The 17342-nt window shown below is 70.4% G+C and carries 17 protein-coding genes; 8 read left to right on the top strand and 9 right to left on the bottom strand.

Annotated elements, in window-relative coordinates:
- Positions 1–168: 168 nt before the first annotated feature.
- From AC07FN_RS28875 to AC07FN_RS28840, 8 genes are all read right to left on the bottom strand, one after another.
- The gene (locus AC07FN_RS28875; protein ID WP_478398445.1) at positions 169–495 is read right to left on the bottom strand and encodes an ArsR/SmtB family transcription factor; all 327 of its coding nucleotides are present in this window, start codon (positions 493–495) and stop codon (positions 169–171) included.
- Positions 492–935 carry an SRPBCC domain-containing protein gene (locus AC07FN_RS28870; RefSeq protein ID WP_478398444.1) on the bottom strand — a complete coding sequence of 148 codons (444 nt, stop codon included), beginning with the start codon at positions 933–935 and terminating at the stop codon, positions 492–494. The genes AC07FN_RS28875 and AC07FN_RS28870 overlap by 4 nt, the downstream gene beginning before the upstream one ends.
- Before the next feature lie 129 nt (positions 936–1064).
- On the bottom strand, positions 1065–2108 hold the full coding sequence (locus AC07FN_RS28865) for a 3-isopropylmalate dehydrogenase (RefSeq protein ID WP_478398443.1): 1044 nt from the start codon (positions 2106–2108) through the stop codon (positions 1065–1067).
- Between the two features lie 215 nt (positions 2109–2323).
- Positions 2324–3919, bottom strand: coding sequence for a phosphoglycerate dehydrogenase (gene serA, locus AC07FN_RS28860; protein WP_358575678.1), 1596 nt, complete (start codon positions 3917–3919; stop codon positions 2324–2326).
- Positions 3920–4276: 357 nt separating this feature from the next.
- Positions 4277–4522: a DUF397 domain-containing protein gene (locus AC07FN_RS28855; RefSeq protein ID WP_452617572.1), complete on the bottom strand. Its 246-nt coding sequence runs from the start codon at positions 4520–4522 to the stop codon at positions 4277–4279.
- A gap of 173 nt (positions 4523–4695) precedes the next feature.
- Complete coding sequence (gene ilvC / locus AC07FN_RS28850; protein WP_132484696.1) at positions 4696–5691, bottom strand: ketol-acid reductoisomerase; 996 nt, start codon at positions 5689–5691, stop codon at positions 4696–4698.
- A gap of 145 nt (positions 5692–5836) precedes the next feature.
- Complete coding sequence (ilvN, locus tag AC07FN_RS28845) at positions 5837–6343, bottom strand: acetolactate synthase small subunit (RefSeq protein ID WP_478398442.1); 507 nt, start codon at positions 6341–6343, stop codon at positions 5837–5839.
- Between the two features lie 139 nt (positions 6344–6482).
- Complete coding sequence (locus AC07FN_RS28840) at positions 6483–8225, bottom strand: acetolactate synthase large subunit (RefSeq protein WP_478398441.1); 1743 nt, start codon at positions 8223–8225, stop codon at positions 6483–6485.
- 499 nt (positions 8226–8724) lie between these two features.
- Here AC07FN_RS28840 and AC07FN_RS28835 point away from each other — a divergent pair, with 499 nt between their 5' ends.
- From AC07FN_RS28835 to AC07FN_RS28820, 4 genes are all read left to right on the top strand, one after another.
- Positions 8725–9270: a PH domain-containing protein gene (locus AC07FN_RS28835; RefSeq protein WP_478398440.1), complete on the top strand. Its 546-nt coding sequence runs from the start codon at positions 8725–8727 to the stop codon at positions 9268–9270.
- A 331-nt stretch (positions 9271–9601) separates the two neighbouring features.
- Complete coding sequence (ilvD, locus tag AC07FN_RS28830) at positions 9602–11446, top strand: dihydroxy-acid dehydratase (RefSeq protein ID WP_478398439.1); 1845 nt, start codon at positions 9602–9604, stop codon at positions 11444–11446.
- Between the two features lie 114 nt (positions 11447–11560).
- Positions 11561–11965 carry a sigma-70 family RNA polymerase sigma factor gene (locus tag AC07FN_RS28825; protein WP_478398438.1) on the top strand — a complete coding sequence of 135 codons (405 nt, stop codon included), beginning with the start codon at positions 11561–11563 and terminating at the stop codon, positions 11963–11965.
- Positions 11966–12038: 73 nt separating this feature from the next.
- Entirely contained in the window at positions 12039–12476 is a 438-nt protein-coding gene (locus AC07FN_RS28820; RefSeq protein WP_478398437.1) for a hypothetical protein, read from the top strand.
- 69 nt (positions 12477–12545) lie between these two features.
- On the opposite strand, the gene AC07FN_RS28815 is transcribed toward AC07FN_RS28820, so the two are convergent.
- Complete coding sequence (locus tag AC07FN_RS28815) at positions 12546–13325, bottom strand: DoxX family protein (RefSeq protein ID WP_478398436.1); 780 nt, start codon at positions 13323–13325, stop codon at positions 12546–12548.
- A 112-nt stretch (positions 13326–13437) separates the two neighbouring features.
- Here AC07FN_RS28815 and AC07FN_RS28810 point away from each other — a divergent pair, with 112 nt between their 5' ends.
- The 4 genes from AC07FN_RS28810 (at position 13438) to AC07FN_RS28795 (ending at position 17214) form a co-directional block, all read left to right on the top strand.
- Entirely contained in the window at positions 13438–14403 is a 966-nt protein-coding gene (locus AC07FN_RS28810) for an alpha/beta fold hydrolase (RefSeq protein ID WP_478398435.1), read from the top strand.
- A gap of 188 nt (positions 14404–14591) precedes the next feature.
- Positions 14592–15734 carry a PQQ-dependent sugar dehydrogenase gene (locus AC07FN_RS28805; protein WP_478398434.1) on the top strand — a complete coding sequence of 381 codons (1143 nt, stop codon included), beginning with the start codon at positions 14592–14594 and terminating at the stop codon, positions 15732–15734.
- 182 nt (positions 15735–15916) lie between these two features.
- Positions 15917–16402: a hypothetical protein gene (locus tag AC07FN_RS28800; protein ID WP_478398433.1), complete on the top strand. Its 486-nt coding sequence runs from the start codon at positions 15917–15919 to the stop codon at positions 16400–16402.
- Positions 16403–16461: 59 nt separating this feature from the next.
- Positions 16462–17214, top strand: a complete 753-nt coding sequence (locus tag AC07FN_RS28795; RefSeq protein WP_478398432.1) for an SDR family NAD(P)-dependent oxidoreductase — start codon at positions 16462–16464, stop codon at positions 17212–17214.
- The last annotated feature ends 128 nt before the right edge of the window (positions 17215–17342 follow it).

Genomic DNA, 17342 nt, shown 5'->3' with positions numbered 1-17342 from the left:
AGACCCCCCGCAGAATGCGAGAGGTCAGCGCGCCGGGGTGCGGAGTCGTCTACCCGGCGCGCTTGCCAATAATGATCACACTGCGGAAAGCCACGCACCCATGCTGCCACAACCCGGCACCGGACCACCAGGTGACCGCGCCTTCCCACCATCCGGAAGGGAATCGGCCTACTGCCCGGATTCGGCGCGGCGCTTGATCGCCGCCAGCCGCCGGTCCCACCGGGCGGCGCGGGACGCCAGCCAGCGCGCCGTCGCCGCCAGCGGCTCCGGCCGGATCGCAAAGCGGACCTCCCGCCCCACCCGGGTCGAGGTCACCAGGCGCGCGTTCTCCAGCACCGCCAGGTGCTTGACGACCGCCTGCCGCGACACCGGCACCGCGGCGGCCAGCGCCGTCGCGCTGGCCTCACCGCGCTCGCCGAGCAGGTCCACGAGCTGCCGCCTGGTCGGGTCGGCCAGCGCCGCCAGCACCTCGTCGACGTCACCGTGCTCCGTCACGCCTGCTGCTTCTCCACCTTCTGCTTGACCTCGTCCAGCACCTGCTCCCAGCCGCCGGTGTTGTCGTCGACCGCGCCGCGCCGCGTCTCCTCCGATGCGGCGAGCGTGGCGAACCCGCTCTCGACCACGCGCAGCCGGGTCGTTCCGCCCTCTTCGGTCAGGGTGAACTCGACCAGCGTCGAGTTGCCCGCCGCGGGGTCCTCGCCGGGGAAGGCGCTCGCCCAGCGGTAGGCGAGGTAGCGGTGGGGTTCCAGCTTCTCGATCAGCTGCGGGAAGTTGCCGTACTCGGCGTGCTCCGAGACCAGCCGGCTGCCCTCGCCGACCTCGACGCCGGTCGGATCCGCCTCGCCGAGCCAGAACTCGGGTTCCAGCAGCGCCGCCCACACCTGCTCCGCAGGCGCCTCGATGACGATCTCGCGTTCGATCCGGTCGGGAACCATGCCCACTCCAATCCACGGTTGTGCAACCCCAGGGTTGCACTCCATCGCCCCATGTGCAACTCGTGGGTTGCACATGGGGGCAACGAAGAGGGCGCCCCACCCGGGACGCCCTCAACGCGATGAACGAGATCAGGACTGCGGAGCGACCTCGCGGGAGGAGACCAGCGCCGCGAGGCGGTCGCCGATCGCGAAGGTCGCGCCCGGCGCCGAGTGGTCGCGGGTGGCCAGGTCGAACGCCACCGACGCCTCGACCCGCCTGGCGGCCTCGGTCAGGCCGACGTGGTCGAGCAGCATCGCGACCGACAGCACCGCCGCGGTCGGGTCCGCCACGCCCTGCCCGGCGATGTCCGGCGCGCTGCCGTGCACCGGCTCGAACATGCTCGGGTTGCGGCGGGTGGCGTCGATGTTGCCGCTGGCCGCCAGGCCGATGCCACCGGTGATGGCGCCGGCCAGGTCGGTGATGATGTCGCCGAAGAGGTTGTCGGTGACGATCACGTCGAACCGGGACGGGTCGGTGACCAGGTGGATCGTGGTGGCGTCCACGTGCTGGTAGGCCACGGTGACGTCCGGGTACTGCAGCGAGACCTCTTCCACCACGCGCGACCACAAGGATCCGGCGTGGGTGAGCACGTTGGTCTTGTGCACCAGCGTCAGGTGCCTGCGCGGCCGGGAGGCGGCGCGGGCGAACGCGTCGCGCACCACCCGCTCCACGCCGAACGCGGTGTTGATGCTGACCTCGGTCGCGATCTCGTGCGTGGTGTCCTTGCGGAGCAGACCACCGTTGCCCACGTACGGACCCTCGGTGCCCTCGCGGACCACGACCATGTCGATCTCGCCGGGATCGGCCACCGGGCTCTTCACACCCGGGTAGAGCCGGGCCGGCCGCAGGTTCACGTGGTGGTCTAGCTCGAAGCGCAGCCGCAGCAGCAGGCCGCGCTCCAGGATGCCGCTGGGCACCGTCGGGTCGCCGACGGCGCCGAGCAGGATCGCGTCGTGCTGGCGGAGTTCACCCAGCACGGACTCGGGCAGCAGCTCCCCGGTCGCGTGCCAGCGCGCCGCTCCCAGGTCGTAACGAGTGATCTCGGTATCCGGCACCACCTCACCGAGGACCTTGAGTGCCTCGGCAATAACCTCCGGCCCGATCCCGTCGCCGGGGATCACAGCGAGCCGCATCTACACACCTCCCGAGAACCACCCCGACCCGCGGGGCTCGAACTGTTGAGCCGAAGGCTACCGGCACGACTGCGGGCAGCGGCATGCCGGGCCCACCAAGTGGATGATATGTCCCGGAGTGTGGGACACCCATTGGAGTGAGATGACCATCGGTCCCTGGTACGACATGGGGGCCGTCCCACATCGTGGAACGGCCCCCGGGTCACTCGTCCGAGTTACTCGAAGCTGACGGTGCGCACGATGCGCGCACCGACCGCGGCGCCGATCGGCTCCAGCACGCCCGGCTCGACCGGACGGTCCACGCGCAGCAGCATGATCGCGTCCGAGCGCTCCGTGGTCTGGCTGACCATCGCCGCCTCGATGTTCACGCCGACCTCACCGAGCAGGGTGCCGACCCGGCCCATCACGCCCGGCCGGTCCGGGTACTCCAGCAGCAGCACGTTGCCCTCGGCCCGCAGGTCGAAGTGCCGGCCGTTGACCTCGACCAGCTTCTCCACCTGGTTCGACCCGGACAGCGCGCCCGAGACCACGGCGGTGCGGCCGTCCGGCAGGCCCGCGCGCACCGACACCACGCTGCGGTGGTTCGGGCTCTCCGAGGAGGTCTTGACCTCCACCTGCACGCCCAGGTCCTCGGCCAGCTGCGGCGCGTTGACGAAGGTCACCTGGTTCTCCACGGCGCCGGCGAAAACGCCGCGCAGCGCCGCCAGCTGCAGCACCGAGACGTCCTCGTCGGCCAGCTCGCCGCGGGCCTCGATGGTCACCGAGCTCGGCGTGCTGCCGACCAGCGCGGCCAGCACCTGGCCCAGCTTCTGGGTCAGCGACAGGTACGGGCGGACCTCCTCGCCGACCACGCCGCCCTGCACGTTGACGGCGTCCGGCACGAAGTCGCCGCGCAGCGCCAGCCGCACCGAGCGGGCCACGTCGGTGCCCGCGCGGTCCTGCGCCTCCACGGTGGACGCGCCCAGGTGCGGGGTGACGACCACGTTGGACAGCTCGAACAGCGGGCTCTCGGTGGTCGGCTCGGTCTTGAAGACGTCGATGCCCGCGCCGCCGATCTGGCCGTTGCGCAGCGCGTCGACCAGCGCGTCCTCGTCGATCAGGCCGCCGCGGGCGGCGTTGACGACCAGGAGGCCCGGCTTGGCCTTCTTCAGCTCCTCGGCGCCGATGAGGCCGAGCGTCTCGGCGGTCTTGGGCAGGTGGATGGAGATCGCGTCGGCGCGGGCCAGCAGCTCGTCGAGCGTGACCAGCTCGATGCCCAGCTGCGCGGCGCGGCCCGCCGACACGTAGGGGTCGTAGGCGATCAGCTTGGTACCGAAGGCGGCGACGCGCTGCGCGAACAGCTGGCCGATCTTGCCCAGGCCGACCACGCCGACGGTCTTGCCGTTGAGCTCGACGCCGGTGTAGGAGCTGCGCTTCCACTCGCCGTTCTTGAGGCTGGCGTCGGCCTGCGCGACATTGCGCGCCACCGCGAGCAGCAGCGCCATCGCGTGCTCTGCGGCCGAGACGATGTTGGAGGTGGGGGCGTTGACCACCATCACGCCGCGCTCGGTGGCGGCGGGTACCTCGACGTTGTCCAGGCCGACCCCGGCGCGGGCGACGACCTTGAGCTTCTTCGCCGCCGACAGCACCTCGGCGTCGACCTTGGTGGCGGAGCGGACCAGCAGCGCATCGGCGTCGGCGACGGCGTCGAGCAACGCCGGCCGGTCGGTGCCGTCCACGTTGCGGATCTCGACCTCGTCCCCGAGGGCGTCGATCACGGACGGTGCCAGCTTCTCGGCGATCAGGACGACAGGACGGCTTGCGTTGGTCACGGGCGAACTCCATTTTTGAAGATCACGGTCGGCACGGCGATGTGCCCGGACGGGGTCGAAGTTTAACGGGAGTTTGAGAAAGCGTTCACAAGGGTGTTGCCCGGATCACCGGCCCGGAATCCCCCGCCCGTTAAACCCGATTCTTCGGCATTGTCGCAGATCAACCAGGCTGCGGACACAACGCGCAACGCCGCGGGGACGCGTTGTCACCCATGCGGCTGCCGGGCCGCCGGTTGCCCGAAGGCACGGCTACCGCGCGCACCTGCCCGTGCGCGTTTCGGGGTGCTCTCGCGCCCCGAAGCACTCGCGGAACCACCCGCGCAACGTAGCTGCCGCGCGAGACGCTCCGTGCTCGGATCACGGCTCGTCGAACTCGCCGTCCTTGGCTCCGGCGACGAACGCGTCCCACTCCTCGGGAGTGAAGACCAGGACCGGGCCCTCCGGTTCGGCTCCGTTGCGCATGCCGATGTAGCCGTCCACGAAGGCGATCTCGACGCCCGGCTCGTCCGGGTCGTCCGTGCTGGTGATCCACTCCGCGTCGGCGAAGTCGAGCTTGTGCCGGATGTGCGCCTTGTTGTCGACGATCTCGTTGTCTGCACTCACGATGCGTACCTTATCCCTCACCCGCAGCGACCGGTTTCCCCCTTTGGCAATGAGGAAAGCCAGTCCGGGAACCTACCGGGAAGGCCGAGGCCCGGTGATCCCTCGTGGGGCTCACCGGGCCTTTTCCCATCGGCCGGACGCGCGGTCGGCGCGCCGCCGAGGATCGCGGGTCCTTACTTGTTGGTCCAGGACATCAGCGAACGCAGCTTCTTGCCGACCTCTTCGATCTGGTGGGCGTTGCCCTCGGCCTGCAGCTTGGTGAAGTTCGGGCGCCCGGCCTCGTCCTCGGCCACCCACTCCTTGGCGAAGGTGCCGTCCTGGACCTCGCTCAGGATCTTGCGCATCGACTCCTTGACGTGGGCGTCGATCACCCGCGGGCCGCGGCTGAGGTCGCCGTACTCGGCGGTGTCGCTGATCGAGTACCGCTGGCCGGCGATGCCGCCCTCCCACATCAGGTCCACGATCAGCTTGAGCTCGTGCAGGACCTCGAAGTAGGCGATCTCCGGCTGGTAGCCGGCCTCGACCAGCACCTCGAAGCCGGTCTGCACCAGGGCGCTCGCGCCACCGCAGAGGACCGCCTGCTCACCGAACAGGTCGGTCTCGGTCTCCTCCTTGAAGGTGGTCTTGATGACGCCGGCCCGCGCGCCACCGATGGCGGCGGCGTAGGACAGCGCCAGCGCCTGGGCGTTGCCGGAGGCGTCCTGCTCGACCGCGATCAGGCAGGGCACGCCCTTGCCGTCGACGAACTGGCGGCGCACCAGGTGGCCCGGGCCCTTCGGGGCGACCATCGCGACGTCGACGTCCGCCGGCGGCTGGATCAGGCCGTAGCGGATGTTGAAGCCGTGGCCGAAGAACAGCGCGTCGCCCTGCTTCAGGTTCGGCGCGATGTCGTTGGCGTAGATCTCGCGCTGCTTGGTGTCGGGCGCGAGGATCATGATCAGGTCGGCTTCCGCGGCGGCCTCGGCCGGGGTGAGCACCCGCAGGCCCTCCTCCTCCGCCTTGGCGCGCGACTTGGAGCCCTCCGGGAGGCCGACCCGGACGTCGACACCCGAGTCCCGCAGGCTCAGGGCGTGGGCGTGGCCCTGGCTGCCGTAGCCGATGACCGCGACCTTGCGACCCTGGACGATGCCCAGGTCGGCGTCCGCGTCGTAGAAGATTTCAACTGCCATGGTGATTCAGCGTTTCCTTTCGGGACTTCTTCGTACCCGCCGCCGAATGCGGTGGTCTTTCGCCCGGGGTACCCGCCAGGACGGCTCCGCGGACGAATTCGGCGACAGGTTCTTCGGTTTTCGGCCCTGTGGCGGGGGCGCCGGATCAGCGCACTGCAGTGGCCGTGATGGAACGCGGGCCACGCCCGATCGCGATCGTTCCCGACTGCACCATCTCGCGAACGCCGTAAGGTTCCAGCATTCGCAGCAGCGCGTCGAGCTTATCGGCGGTACCGGTGGCCTCGATGGTCAGCGCCTCCGGCGAGACGTCCACCACTTTCGCGCGGAACAGCTGCACCGTCTCCAGCACCTGGCTGCGCACCGACGCGTCGGCGCGGACCTTGACCAGCAGCAGCTCCCGCTGCACCGCGGCATCGGTCTCCAGCTCCACGATCTTGATCACGTTGACCAGCTTGTTGAGCTGCTTGGTGACCTGCTCGAGCGGCTGGTCGGAGACGGCGACCACGATCGTCATCCGGGAGATCTCCGAGTGCTCGGTCGGGCCGACCGCGAGGGACTCGATGTTGAAGCTGCGCCGGGAGAACAGGCCGGACACCCGGGCCAGCACCCCGGGGACGTTCTCCACCAGCACGCTCAGCGTGTGTCGGGTCATGGGCGCAGTCCCGCCTCTCCGAGATTTGCAGTTGTGGTTGCGTCCAGCTCGATCGCTCGTTTCGAGGTTTCTCGTGGCTGGCTCGCATCACGGTCCCCTGAGGTGCGGTTGAGCAGCATCAGAGTTGACATAGGGCTGCTCATTCGTCCTCCTCGAACAGCGGGCGGATGCCGCGCGCCGCCATGATCTCGTCGTTTCCGGTGCCCGCGGCCACCATCGGCCACACCTGGGCGTCCTTGCCCACCACGAAGTCGATCACGACGGGTCGGTCGTTGATCTCCATCGCCCGCTGGATGACGCTGTCGACGTCCTCTTTGGACTCGCACCGCAGGCCCGCGCAGCCGTAGGCCTCGGCCAGCAGTTTGAAGTCCGGGATGCGGTGCTTGTGGGTGCCGAGGTCACTGTGTGAGTAGCGCTCGGCGTAAAACAGGTTCTGCCACTGACGGACCATACCGAGGTTGCCGTTGTTGATGACGGCCACCTTGATGGGGATGTCCTCGATCGCGCAGGTGGCGAGCTCCTGGTTGGTCATCTGGAAGCAGCCGTCGCCGTCGATGGCCCACACGGCCTTGTCCGGCACGCCGGCCTTGGCGCCCATCGCGGCGGGCACCGCGTAGCCCATGGTCCCGAGGCCACCGGAGTTCAGCCAGGTGCGCGGGTTCTCGTAGCCGACGAACTGCGCGGCCCACATCTGGTGCTGGCCGACGCCGGCGGCGTAGATCGCTTCCGGCCCGACCAGCTTGCCCAGGCGCTCGATGACGTACTCCGGCGACAGGCTGCCGTCGGTCGGCCACTGGTAGCCCAGCGGGAACCGCTCGCGCAGGTCGTCGAGGTTCTCCCGCCAGGTCGTCAGGTCCGCGGTGCCGTGCTGCTCGGTGGCCGCGGCGACCGCGTCGATCAGCTCGGCGATGACCTCCTTGCAGTCACCGACGATCGGCACGTCCGCGTAGCGGTTCTTGGAGATCTCCGCCGGGTCGATGTCGGCGTGCACGACCTTGGCCTCCGGCGCGAACGACGACAGCTGGCCGGTGACCCGGTCGTCGAAGCGGGTGCCCAGCGCGATCAGCAGGTCGGCGCGCTGCATCGCGGCGACCGCGGCGACCGTGCCGTGCATGCCGGGCATGCCCATGTGCTGCGGGTGCGAGTCGGGGAACGCGCCGCGCGCCATCAGCGTGGTGACCACCGGGATGCCGGTGCGCTCGGCCAGCTGCCGCAGCTCGGCGTGCGCCTCGGCCTTGATGACCCCGCCGCCGACGTAGAACACCGGGCGGTGCGCCTCGGTGATCAGCTTGGCGGCCTCCCGGACCTGCTTGCCGTGCGGCTTGCTGGTCGGCCGGTAGCCGGGCAGCTTCATCTCCGGCGGCCAGGAGAACGACATGGTCGCCTGCTGGACGTCCTTGGGGATGTCCACCAGCACCGGGCCGGGGCGGCCGCTGGCGGCGATGTAGAACGCCTCGGCGATGACCCGCGGCAGGTCATCGGGATCGGTGACCAGGAAGTTGTGCTTGGTGATCGGCAGCGTGATGCCGCAGATGTCGGCTTCCTGGAAGGCGTCGGTGCCGATCAGGCCGGTGCTCTGCTGACCGGTGATCGCGACGATCGGGACCGAGTCCATGTTGGCGTCGGCGAGCGCGGTGACCAGGTTCGTCGCCCCCGGGCCGGACGTCGCCATGCACACGCCGACCTTGCCGGTGGCCTGCGCATAGCCGGTGGCCGCGTGCCCGGCGCCCTGCTCGTGGCGCACCAGGACGTGCCGGACCTTCTTCGAGTCGAGGAGCGGGTCGTAGGAGGGGAGGATCGTGCCGCCCGGAATCCCGAAGACGATCTCGCAGCCGACGGCCTCCAGCGAGCGCACCAGTGCCTGCGCACCGGTCATCTTCACTGGAGCACCGCTGGGCGGCGCGGGCTTGGGACGGCGTCCTGGCGGGGGCGCCGGGACCGGATTCTGCCGAGTATTGGCGCTGGTCATCGGGTCTGCCTCGGGGTCGGGAGTTGGACCGGACACGAAAAAACCCCCGCAGACCCCAATAGGCCTGACGAGGGTTGGCGCGTCGACGCTGCGAACTTCCTAGGCGTCGACGCGCCGGGGAAGTACGAGAATGTCGTGCAGTCGCAGCATGGCAAGGACGTTAATCAAAGCGACCCGCGACGTCAAACCATGCGGGACGATCTTCCCGCATCGTGGACGCCTCAGATCGCTCAGCGCGACCCCGATCGCGACGATAATCCCAGCTCAGCGATGCCGTCCGGGGTGGTCCGCGCGGTGAGATGTGACGTGCGACGCGTGGGCCGTGCGCGTCGCGGCGGTCACGCGGACGGCGGGTCGCCGGCGGCGTTCGGCCGCTCACGGGGCCGGGAACCGCAGGTGAGACCATCGGGACGTGAGCGAGACCCCGCAGGAGCCCGAGCAGCCCGACGCCAAGCAGCCCGCCCCGGAGCCGTCCGACACCCAGTCCTCCGACGCGGAGCAGGCCGCTGAGCGCTCCGATGAGGAGCGGACCGCCGAGGCCGCCGACGCGGAGCAGGCTGCCCCGGCGGAGCCCGAGGGACCGAAGTCCCTGACGTTCCGGATCACGCCGGTGGCGCTGCTGGGCGTGCTGGCGGTCATCATCTGCGCCACCCCGCTGGCCACCACCGCGGGCACCTGGGCGCTGCTGATCTACCTGATCCCGCTCGGGCTGGCCTTGTGGATCCTGCGCACCCGCACCACGTTCGACGCCGAGCAGGTGGTGGCGCGCACCATGTTCGGCCGAACCAAGTTCGGCTGGGACGACGTGGTGTCGCTGCGGCTGGACGAGAAGCGCTGGCTCAAGGCCGTGCTGCGCTCCGGCAAGGAGGTCCAGCTCCCCGCGGTGCGGGTGCGCGACCTGCCGCGAGTGGCGGCGATCAGCGGTGGGCGGCTGCCCGACCCGACCACGCAGGAGTAATGTCGGCCGCACCGCAACTTCCCGCGCCCACAAGGCGCGGTCCGGGGGGCGGGCTCGCAACGCCTCGCCGTCAGGCAAGTGGCGAAGCCACTTCCGGCGGTAGACCGCCGCCGCGACGCCCGACTCGCAAGGCCGAAAGCGGCCGCAAGCGGCGAAGCCGCTTAGCCCGCCTGAGCAACTTGCACCGCCGCGGGTTCTCAGAAGTCTTCTCGCGAGGACAGCCCCGACGCCGCGTATTGGTCATACGCAAGTCGGGGATCCCGGAGTCGAGAAGGCTTCTGAGGTTCCGCTACCGGCACCGCCACGCAAAACGAGTTTGGAAACCTTCGATATGCCTCAGTTGCGTTCCCGCACTACGACACACGGGCGGAATGCCGCCGGCGCCCGCTCGCTGTGGCGTGCCACCGGCATGACCGACGACGACTTCGGCAAGCCCATCGTGGCGATCGCCAACTCCTACACCCAGTTCGTGCCCGGCCACGTGCACCTGCGCGACCTCGGCGACGTGGTCGCCGCCACCATCCGCGAGGCGGGGGGCGTGCCGCGCGAGTTCCACACCATCGCAGTGGACGACGGCATCGCGATGGGCCACAGCGGGATGCTCTACTCGCTGCCCTCGCGCGAGCTGATCGCCGACTCGGTGGAGTACATGGTCAACGCGCACCAGGCCGACGCGCTCGTGTGCATCTCCAACTGCGACAAGATCACGCCCGGCATGCTCAACGCCGCGATGCGGCTGAACATCCCGGCGGTGTTCGTCTCCGGCGGGCCGATGGAGGCCGGCAAGGCGGTCGTGGTGGATGGCGTGGCGCAGGCGCCGACCGACCTGATCACGGCGATCTCGGCGTCCGCGAGCCCGGCGGTGGACGAGGAGGGGCTCTCCGAGGTCGAGCGGTCGGCCTGCCCGACGTGCGGTTCGTGCTCGGGCATGTTCACCGCGAACTCAATGAACTGCCTCACCGAGGCCCTCGGCCTGGCCCTGCCCGGCAACGGGTCCACGCTGGCGACCCACGCCGCGCGCCGCGCCCTGTTCGAGGAGGCCGGCCGCACGGTGGTGCGCATCGCGAAGCGCTACTACGGCGAGGACGACGAGTCGGTGCTGCCGCGCTCGGTCGCGAACAAGAAGGCGTTCGAGAACGCGATGGCGCTGGACATGGCCATGGGCGGGTCCACGAACACGGTGCTGCACACGCTGGCGGCGGCGCTCGAGGGCGAGATCGACTTCTCGCTGGACGACATCGCGGAGACCAGCCGCCGGGTGCCGTGCCTGTCGAAGGTGAGCCCGAACTCCGACTACCACATGGAGGACGTGCACCGGGCCGGCGGCATCAGCGCGATCATGGGCGAGCTCGACCGGGCGGGCCTGCTGCACCGCGACGTCTCGTCGGTGCACAGCGCGAGCCTGACCGAATGGCTGTCCAAATGGGACATCCGCGGCGAGTCGCCGTCGGCGGAGGCCATCGAGCTGTTCCACGCGGCGCCGGGCGGGGTGCGCACCACGAAGGCGTTCTCCACGGAGAACCGCTGGTCCTCTTTGGACACCGACGCCGCGAACGGCTGCATCCGCGATGCCGCGCACGCCTACACCGCCGACGGCGGCCTGGCGGTGCTCAAGGGCAACCTCGCCGAGGAAGGCGCGGTGATCAAGACCGCCGGTGTCGACGAGGAGCTCTGGCACTTCCAGGGGCCGGCGCGCGTGGTGGAGAGCCAGGAGCAGGCCGTGTCGGTGATCTTGAACAAGGAGATCCAGCCAGGCGAGGTGCTGGTGGTCCGCTACGAGGGTCCGGCCGGCGGGCCGGGCATGCAGGAGATGCTGCACCCGACGGCCTTCCTGAAGGGCTCGGGCCTGGGCAAGAAGTGCGCGCTGATCACCGACGGCCGGTTCTCCGGCGGTTCGTCGGGCCTGTCGATCGGTCACATCTCCCCCGAGGCGGCCAACGGCGGCGTGATCGGTCTGGTGGAGAACGGCGACGAGATCCTGATCGACGTCCGCGAGCGCAAGCTGGAACTGCTCGTCCCCGAAGAGGTCCTGGCCGAGCGCCGCGCCAAGATGGACGCCAGCGAGCAGCCGTGGCAGCCGGTGGGCCGCGACCGCAAGGTGACGGCGGCGCTGCGCGCCTACGCCCGCTTCGCCACGTCCGCCTCCTACGGAGCGGTCCGCGACGTCAACAAGTGATCGACCTGCGGAACGCGAGGGGCACCCGTCACCGGGTGCCCCTTTCGTTTTGCCCTGAACGGGTGGACGCCGCTTTGTACTGTTGGTCCGTCTGGGGCGGTCTGGGAGGGTGCGGTGGTTTCGGGTGAGGTTGCCGAGCTGGTGAGCGCGGCGCGGTCCGGCGACGAGCGGGCGTTCGGCGAGTTGGCCGGGCGCTACCGCCGGGAACTCCGGGTGCACTGCTATCGGATGCTGGGCTCGTACGACGACGCCGAGGACGTCGTCCAGGAGACGCTGCTGCGGGCGTGGCACCGGCGGCACACCTACGAGGGCCGGTCGACTTTCCGCGCCTGGTTGTACAAGATCGCGACGAACGCCAGCCTCGACCTGATCGACCGGAACAAGCGGCGGGCGGCCCCCTACCAGGTCCCGCCGCTGGCCGGTTCGGGCGAGCCGCCCGCCGATGTCTCCTGGCTCGGCGCCGTGATGATGGCGCCCAAGGAACTCGCCCCCGTGCTAGCCGAATTCCTGCGCGGCTGAGCCGATTCCTTTCTCTCCGCCGAACCGTCACACGGGCAAGAACACCGAATCCGGAAGAACTGTGGAGATCGTCATGTCCGAGAACAACACCGCGCAGCACACCGACAACGGGATCCGTTCACTCGACCGGCTCGTCGGCACCTGGGAAGTGAGCGGCGAGGCCACCGGCCGCGTCACCTACTCGTGGTTGCCGGGCGGTCACTTCCTGAAGCAGGAGATCGACCTCGAACAGGGCGGCAGGCGGGTGACCGGGATCGAGATCATCGGCCGGGAGAAGCCCTTCGGCGCCGAGGAACCCGGCCCCGACCTCAAGTCCCGGTTCTACGGCAACGAGGGCGAAACCCTCGACTACGTCTACGAAATCGAGGGTGACGTGCTCACCATCTGGGGCGGCGAGAAGGGGTCGCCGGCGCACTACCGCGCTCACTTCAGCGCCGACGGCGACACCATCGCCGGGGACTGGGTCTGGCCGGGCGGCGGCTACCACGCCGAGCAGACCCGGATCCGGTAGCGCCTCGCGAAAGACGAAGCGGGGGCGTGCACTCGGCGTGCGCGCCCCCGCTTCCGGGTCGTCCCGCGGTCAGGGGCGGTGGAACAGGATCAGGACCGCTGCGGACGCGGCCGCCGCGATGATCAGGGCGATGAACCCGAAGATCAGCGGACGGCGGAACCACACCCGCCCGTAGTCCAGCGCCACCCGGCCGGGGCCGGTGAACATCAGGCCGAGGCCCAGCACACCGAGCGTCGCCTCCAGCTCGAAACCACCGGAGGCGGCGAAGAACCCGGCGCCGAGCTTGAGGAATACCGCGTTGCCCATCACGCCGACGATGCCGGCGGCGGCCAGCGGCGTGAACAGGCCCAGCACCAGCAGCGCGCCCGCGCCGAGCTCGGTGCCGCCGGTGATCAGGGCCAGCATGGCGCTGTTCTCGAAGCCCATCTTGCCCAGTGCCATGGCGAAGCCGTCCGGGCCGGGACCGCCGAGGATGCCGAAGAGCTTCTGCGCGCCGTGGGCGAGGAAGATCCCGCCCAGCGCCAGCCGCAGGATCAGCAGACCGAGGTCGGTGCCCGCGTTCCAGCCGAAGGGCTTGCGCGGGTCGCCGCCGAGGTCGTCGTAGTAGTCGCTCGACGCGCTGCTGCGGTCGACCATGGACGTGGCTTCGGCGTCGCTGTAGCCGTCATCGTCGTCGTAGTAGTTGTACTTCTGCGCGCTGAGGCTCTGCGTGCTCCGCGCACTTGGTGCGCCTTGCGCGGCACTCGGTGCACCCTTCGAACCCGCTCCGGGTTGCTGGGCGTGCGCGCCGTAGTTGCGATCGTCGGGGTAGCCGCCCGCACCGCCGGGGCGATCGTCGTGAATGCTCACGCCGGACGAGGCTAGGGCATGGTCACCCCAACGTGCGAGTCTTTCCGGCAAAAGCTTCCCGACACGTGATTTGTTCGATACTGCGCACACCCGGCTGGGGGAAAATGGTTCGATGGCCGATCAGCTGTTCCGGGAGTTCGACGTTTCCGCAGGTGGCGCGCGGCCCCGGGAATGGGCGTCCGCGCATTGGACGCCGGTGACCGCAGCGCCGCAGGCGGTCCTGATGTGCCCGGAGCTCGGTGCCGCGCCCGAAATTCTTCCGGTGGATTCGTCGGCCCGAATGCTGGGCTGGACACCGGAGAACAACCATTCGAGCACACTCGGTGATCAAGTGGACGACGCTTTGGCCGTGCTCGACGACGCGGAGGTGAAGGACTGCACCGTCGTCGGCTGGTCGGCGGGCACGGTGGTGGCGGTCGAGCTCGCCCGGCGGTTCCCGGACCGGGTCCGCGGCCTGATGCTCCTCGCCGGGCCGCCGACGGCGGCCGCGGACGCGCTGCTCGGGGCGCTCGGCGTGCCGGAGCTCGCCCGGCGGCTGCTCGCCGCGGGCGGCTCCGCCTCGCTGCAGGTCTTCGGTGGCTTGTTGACGTCGATCACGTCCCGGCTGCCGGTCACGGAACTCGCGGCGCAGCTCGTTCGGTGCAGCGGTCTGCTGCGCCCCGAGGTGGACCGGGAGGTCGCCGCGGCGGTGCTCCGGCAGCTGCTGCCCCAGGACTGGCAGTGGCACCTGGCGATGGGCCTCGCGTGGAGCGCATCGGCCCGGACCCAGGTGACGGGGCTGAGCTGCCCGCTGACCGTCCTCACTGGACGGCACGACGTGCTGGCGGACTTCGCCGGCGCCGCCAGGGCGGTCGCGGCGCTGCCGCAGGCGAGGGTGCGGCAGCTGGCGACGTCGCACTTCATCCCGTTCGAAGCTCCCGACGTGGTGCGCGAGGAGCTGGCCCTGCTGCTGCGCCGGGTGGAAGCGGTCGAGTGCGCCCGGCTCGGCATCGACCCGCCACCGCCGCCGGTCCGGCGGATCAGCCTGCGCCTCCCGGCGCCGGGCCCGCGCCGCCGCGCCGAACACCCCGACCACTGAACCTCGAACTTCCGCATCCCGGAACCCGAGACCCGTTTGCCGCAATTTCCATTGAAATCGAAGGTCCGATTTCCATTGAAATTGCGGACCGGCACCGCGGGCGGAGCCGGGAAGCGTGTTGAGCACCGTCTCACCCCGGGTTCACCCGTCGGCCGATAGGGTCGGACGTCGTGGCCGCCTCGTTTCGCATGCGTCGTCTTCTGCTGGGCATGACCGCCGTGCTCGGCACGCTGCTGGCCGGCTGCGCGCAGTTCCCCGACGAGCACCCCCGGCCGTGGGGCGACCCGCCCTCGCTGGAGCCGCAGGCCGGCCCCCAGCCCTCCTTCGAGAACGAGTCCTCGCCGCCGCCGGAATCCGGCAGCTCGCCGCAGCAGCCGAACGCGCCGGTCGGGTGCGAGGACCCCGATCCTGCGGTGGTGGCCACCTGCCTGGATCCGGTTGGCGCGATCGCGGTGCTGCCCGGCGGCCAGGCCGCGCTCGTCGGCGAGCGCGCCACCGGACGGGTGCTGCGCGTGCAGCGCGGCACGAAACCCGTTGAACTGGCCCGCATTCCGGTCGATCCGAGCGGCGGTGGCGGGCTCACCGGGCTCGCCCTCTCCCCCACGTACCACGAGGACGAGCTGTTCTACGCCTACGTCACGACCCGCAGCGACAACCAGGTCGTCCGGGTCGCGGCCGGAGACCGGCCCAAGCCGGTGCTGACCGGCATCCCGAAGGGGGCGACGGGCAACGCGGGGGCGATGCTCGACGACGGCCAGGGCTCGCTGCTGATCGCCACCGGCAACGCGGGCAGCCCGGCCAACGCCGCGAATCCGCAGTCGCTGGCCGGCAAGGTGCTGCGCATCGACAGTTCCGGCAAGCCCGCGGCGGGCAACCCGAACCCCACGTCGCCGGTGGTCGCCGCCGGACTGACCTCGCCGGGCGGGCTGTGCGGCACGCCCGCGCTGGGCATGTACTGGGTGACCGACCGCAGCGGCGGCCAGGACGCCCTGTACCGGGTGCAGCTCGGCGAGCCGCTGGGGGCGCCGGCGTGGACCTGGGCGGAGCGGCCCGGGGTGGCGGGGTGCGCCGCCGACCCGGCGCAGGTCGTGGTGGCGCTGACCGACGCCGCAGCGTTGTACACGCTGCACCCGGCGCCGGACGGCAGCTTCACAGGCCAGCCGACGAAGGTCATGGAGAAGACCTACGGGCGCTTCTCCGCCGCCGCGCTCGGCCCGGACGGCCTGATCTGGCTGGGCACGGCGAACAAGGACGGCGGCCAGCCGATCTCCAGCGACGACCGCGCCCTGCGCATTGAGTCCCCGTCCGCCGGCTCCGCGGGCAAGGACTGACCCCGGCAACCCAAGGCCCGTGCGTACTTTCTGCTGCTGCAGAGGCCGTTTGAATGTCGTGGTGGTAGCGCGAGGTCTTGTCTTTGAAGCGGCGCAGCCGCTTAGCCCACCCTCGCGACTCACACCGCCACGGATTCTCGGGAACCTCTCGCGAGGACAGCCCCGACGTGGTGAATTGGCTGATGCCGGGGACCCCACAGCGAGAAGCACCTGAACCTCCGCCACCCGCACCGCCACGCCCGGTCGCCGCCTCGGCGCTCGGGATCAGCACGGCGCTCCTGCGCAAGCACACCGATGGCCACGAGGACGCGTACCGCCGCGGGACGGAGACCCGGCAGCTGGACATCTCCTACCACACCGGGCCGCTGGCGCACGACGAGCGGGCGGAGCGCGGCCGCGTGCAGGCCGGCGACCGGGCGCCGGATTCGCCCGTGGGCGACGGCGTGCGCCTCTTCGACCAGTTCCGGGGCCCGCATTGGACGCTGCTGGCATTCGGCGCGGAGCCGCCGGAAACCGGCACCGACGTGCCCGCCCACCGGATCGATCGGTCCCATGTGGACGCTTGGCGGGTCTACGACGTGGCCGCCGGGACGCTCGTGCTGGTGCGGCCGGACGGCCACATCGGCCGGATCACCGAGGCCGCGGGCGCTCGCCCATCCGGCCGGTGACGGGCCCCGCCGCGCCGTGCCACCCTTCGTTGAACGATCGTTCAGCGAAGGGTGGAGAGATGTTGCGGTTGCAGGACAGGGTCGCGCTGATCACCGGCGGTGCGGGCGGAATCGGCCTGCAGACCTCCCTCAGACTGGCCGCGGAAGGCGCAGCGGTCGTGGTCACCGACATCCAGGACGAGGCCGGGGCCGCCGTCGCCGCCGAGATCCGCGACGACGGCGGAAGGTCGCTTTTCGTGCACCACGACGTCGCCGACGAGGTCGCGTGGACGGCCGCGGTCCGGGCCGCCGTCGAGGAGTTCGGCGGCCTGGACATCCTGGTCAACAACGCCGGGATCGCCGACCGCGGCACCATCGAGGACACCACGGCGGAGAGCTACGAACGCACCATCGCGGTCACCCAGACCAGCGTGTTCCTGGGCATGCGGGCCGCCGCCGAGGCGCTGCGCGCCTCCGAGCACGCGTCGGTGATCAACATCAGTTCGATCTTCGGCTCCAGCGGCGGCTTCGGCACCAGCCCGGCCTACCACGCGGCGAAGGGCGCGGTCCGGCTGCTCACCAAGAACGCCGCGCTGCAGTGGGCCGATGCAGGGATCCGGGTGAACTCGGTGCATCCCGGGTTCATCGACACCGCAATCCTGGACGGCGTCCGCGGCACCGACCGGGAGGCGGCGATGCTGGCGGTGACGCCGCTGGGCCGCCTCGGCCGCCCGGCCGAGGTCGCGGCGGCCGTCGCCTACCTCGCCAGCGACGACGCGTCCTTCACCACGGGTTCCGAGCTCTACGTCGACGGCGGCTACCTCGCCCGCTGACCCCAGCCCGCAGTTTCAATGAGGTTTTTCCAACCTCGTTTTGCGTGGCGGTGCGGGTGGCGGAACCTCAGAGGCTCCCTGGTCTGTGGGTGCCCTGACTTATTGATGCGTAACTCAAATGTGGCGTG

This window comes from Saccharopolyspora sp. NPDC045941 (assembly GCF_056431445.1).
This window is presented reverse-complemented; position numbering and strand designations above follow the sequence as displayed.